The sequence below is a fragment of the Arthrobacter sp. Hiyo1 genome (assembly GCF_001263615.2).
Lineage (GTDB): Bacteria > Actinomycetota > Actinomycetes > Actinomycetales > Micrococcaceae > Arthrobacter.
In genome coordinates this window covers 150449-153863 of record NZ_DF952476.1, presented here as the reverse complement: position 1 = coordinate 153863, position 3415 = coordinate 150449, and the positions used below count along the sequence as shown (strand labels likewise).

Below are 3415 nucleotides of genomic sequence, written 5' to 3'. Positions count from 1 at the left end.
GGGACGGCGTCGAGGAGGGCAGGGAGGCTCTCCAGCTCGCCCAACTCGAGCCGGCAGTCAGCGCAGCTCGCCAAGTGCTCCTCGAAAATCCGGGCCTCGGCAGCCTCGAGTCCGCCGAGCAAGTAGGCGCCCAGCAATTGGTGAAGTCCGGTTTCGTTCACCGCTGCACCCCCATTTCGTCGAGAATCGTGCGGAGCGCCCTCACGGCGTAGAAGGCCCGGGACTTCACTGTGCCGCTGGGGATGTTGAGCCTCAACGCGGCCTCGTTCACCGTGAAACGTTCATAATGCAGTGCTACCAGGACCTCCCGGTGTTCGGTGCTGAGCCTCAGGAGCGCCTCCTCCATGAGGACCCGGTTGAGGAGCTCGTCCACCCGTTCGGTGGCCTCCTCCGGATCCGCCATGTCGCGTTCGGCAGCCTCTGCCGGGCGCCGCTGGGCCTTGCGGTAGTTGTCGATGATGACGTTGCGGGCAGTGCGGAACAAATAGCTGCGCAGGCTGCCGGTGATCTGCGGGGCGTGCTGCCACACGCGAAGGATGGTTTCCTGGACTACGTCCTCAGCCAAGTGCGCGTCCGGCGTGCAGCTCAGCACGAAGCGGCGCAGGGCCGTGCCGTGGTCGCGGTAGATCGCGGCCACTACATCCTCGTCGAGCGGCATCGGCGCCTCCTTGGTGCTCGGCTTCCCCTTCTCCTGCGATACGACGTGCCCGCCACGAAAAAGGTTCAAGCCCCCTGAACCATTCTTCACCCGACGGCGTCGTACGGGTTAGCTTCCGGCACGTCCACGGCCGGTCGACCCGAAGGAGCAAACCATGAAGAAGCAACTCGGCACCGGGCTCGGCATCCTTGCTCTGGCCATCGCCCTCACTGGCTGTGGAGGAAGCCCCGGCGCGTCGTCATCTTCGAGCGCCACCAGTCCCAGCCCCGCGGCGTCGAGTTCAAGCGCTCCGGCGTCGAGCACTCCTGCTGGCGCGGCGGAACTGAAGACGGCGTCGTCGAGCGTCGGCGAGAGAGTGGTCGCGGCGAACGGCAAGAGCGTCTACGTCTTCGCGAAGGACGTCAAGGATTCCGGCAAGAGCGCCTGCACCGGCGGCTGTGCCACCAACTGGCCGGCAGTGACAACGACGTCGGCCAAACCGGCGGTTGACGGGGTGACCGGAACCATCGGCACCATCCCCACGGCAGACGGCAAGATGCAGATCACCATCAACGGGATGCCTATCTACTTCTACTCCAAGGATGAAGACTCCAGTGACACCTACGGACAAGGCGTGGGTGGCGTGTGGTTCATGGTCAGCCCGTCCGGTTCCATGCTGACGCCGAGCAGCACCCCAAGCAGCACCCCAAGCAGCAGCACCCCAAGCGGGAGCAGCATGGGCTACTGAAACCGTCGCTCACGTTTGCACCCCAAACGGCAAACGCTCGCTCAGATCTTTCCGGACCGGCCGGAAGATCTGAGCGAGCGTTTGTCCAAAAGGCCTCAAAGGTGAGCGGGCGTCCGCCCCAGATGCCCTAAAAGTGAGCGGGCGTCTTAGGCGTCTTAGGCGTCTTCGAACGCTTCAGCGTCCTCGAACTCCACCGCGGCGATGATTTCCTTCGTCTCGGGGTGGATCATGAAGCTTCGTCGTCCTCTTCGATCATGATGTAGTTGCCGTGGTCCGTGGCGAAGTGCCAGGCGAGGATCGTCTCGCCGTCGTGCTCGTAGTTGGGATCGCCCATGGTGATCTTCTCCAGCCGGTAGCCGGCGACATCGCACAGTTCGCGGATGATGAGCTCGAATTCGGGGGCGTTCTCGAGTTCGGCTTCGGCCGCCTCGGCCTGGCGCTCTTCGAGGTTCGGGATGAGGGCTACACGCTCGGCGATGTGTGCCTCGAGCTGCTCCTCGTCGAGGTAGAGCACACCGTCCTGGCTGCGGAGCCACGCTGCGTTGAGTTCGATGATGTCTTCGGTCTCCAGGAGGGATTCGAATTCGCCGTCGAGGGCCTCGAGCTCGGCAACGGCTTCCGGTGCCACCTCGGACTCGTCAAGGTCGCCGTCCAGGTAGGCCTCGGCGTCCTCCTCGGACAGCGCGTCGAAAGCTGCTGCGGTGCGGTTGAACAGCTCGAGGTGGCCCTTGGCGCCCATTCCTTCAAGGCCTTCGCGGACAAACGCATCCACCTCTTCGCGCTCCGGGACCGTGAAGACGTACTGGGCGAAACCGCCCGCGAGTGCCTGTGTCAGGTAGTAGTCCACAAAGTAGCTGCGCAGGGCGTTGGTAGCGATTTCCTCATGGTTGAGGAGCTCCTCGTACATCTCGTTGACCACGGTGACGTTCGCGTCCACAACGTCTGCGTTGTCGGCCTCGATGCTGTCCTTCGTCAGAATGACGGGGTTCTCATTGCTGGTCATGGGATTTCCTCACTGCTTGGAAGCTTGTGCTGCTCCGGACCCTTTCAACGTACGCGGGGGCGGTTGTCGGGCAAGCTAGGCAGAGGTGAACGTCGGGCAAAGTTTCAGGGCTGCTGCGTGGGCCCTAGGATTCATAGATAGCCTCCTGCCGAAAGTAGCCTTAACGAATGCCTTCCCACTCAGACGATTCCTGGGAACTGGCGATTCAGACACCCGCCATTAACGACCGCTCCCTCGCGGCCGGCCTCGCCTATGCCATGGGAAGCCGGGTCAGCGGCATCACCTTCGACTCCGCCACGGGCCTGATGATGGGCAAGGTCAGGGGCAGCGGCCCGTCACCGTATTCGACGTCGGCCAAGCTGGTCCGCAAGCCCGGAGGCTGGAGCTGCACCGTGGGCGTGTGCAGTTGCCCCGTCCGCAAGGACTGCAAACACGTGGCCGCCCTTCTCTTCGCCGCCGAAGACCATCCCGCAGTGCGGGCACAGCTGCTCAGCGCGCCCGCGTTCGGACAGACGGCCCAAACAGGGGGAATCGTGCAGCGGCCGGCCTGGGAACAGGCGCTCAGCAAGCTCATCGCCACCCCGGGGACCGCACCGCAAGGCCAGGGCCTCCCCTTGGCACTGGCCTTCGAAGTGGAAGAACCGGCCCCGCACTTCTCCTACACAGGCCGGCGCGATCCTCTCCGCAGCGTGCGCCAGCTCAAGGCCCGCCCAGTGATGATGGGAGCCAAGGGCAAGTGGATCCGGGGCGACGTCTCCTGGACCAACCTGAACTACCTCGGCTACAAGCGCGAGTTCAACGAAGCCCATATCGACTGGATGCAGAACTTCCTCGCCGCGCATTCCACCGCGGACTACCGGCAGCTCACTTCCAGCATGTGGATGCTGCTCAACGAATTCGCCGGCAAGAACCTGTGGAGCCTGCTCGCCGAAGCCTCGAAGGTCGGGGTTTCGCTCATCCACTCCGGCGGGACCGAGCCGGTCCGCATTGCCGCGGAGCCCGCCGTCGTCGGGCTTGACCTTAGCCG

At 64.1% G+C, this 3415-nt stretch carries 4 protein-coding genes and 1 pseudogene; 2 read left to right on the top strand and 3 right to left on the bottom strand.

What is annotated here, in order from left to right; all coding sequences use genetic code 11:
• Both AHiyo1_RS28390 and AHiyo1_RS21150 read right to left on the bottom strand, forming a co-directional pair.
• A partial coding sequence (locus tag AHiyo1_RS28390; RefSeq protein WP_172465698.1) for a zf-HC2 domain-containing protein occupies positions 1-161 on the bottom strand: 161 nt, incomplete at its 3' end.
• Positions 158-658 (bottom strand): sigma-70 family RNA polymerase sigma factor, encoded by a 501-nt coding sequence (locus AHiyo1_RS21150; protein WP_059389901.1) that lies wholly within the window; start codon positions 656-658, stop codon positions 158-160. The genes AHiyo1_RS28390 and AHiyo1_RS21150, both read right to left, overlap by 4 nt.
• A gap of 154 nt (positions 659-812) precedes the next feature.
• Between AHiyo1_RS21150 and AHiyo1_RS21145 the strand changes: the two genes are divergently transcribed.
• Positions 813-1385: a COG4315 family predicted lipoprotein gene (locus tag AHiyo1_RS21145; RefSeq protein ID WP_059389900.1), complete on the top strand. Its 573-nt coding sequence runs from the start codon at positions 813-815 to the stop codon at positions 1383-1385.
• 155 nt (positions 1386-1540) lie between these two features.
• Here the strand turns inward: AHiyo1_RS21145 and AHiyo1_RS21140 are convergent.
• Positions 1541-2388, bottom strand: a pseudogene (locus AHiyo1_RS21140) (DMP19 family protein).
• A gap of 167 nt (positions 2389-2555) precedes the next feature.
• Here AHiyo1_RS21140 and AHiyo1_RS21135 point away from each other — a divergent pair.
• Positions 2556-3415: SWIM zinc finger family protein (locus tag AHiyo1_RS21135; protein ID WP_445286248.1), on the top strand; the 860-nt coding region annotated here is incomplete at its 3' end.

Bases quoted from the DNA above. Each gene is read 5' to 3' on its own strand.
- AHiyo1_RS21150 (WP_059389901.1), bottom strand. From the start codon at position 658: ATGCCGCTCGACGAGGATGTAGTGGCCGCGATCTACCGCGACCACGGC.
- AHiyo1_RS21145 (WP_059389900.1), top strand. From the start codon at position 813: ATGAAGAAGCAACTCGGCACCGGGCTCGGCATCCTTGCTCTGGCCATC.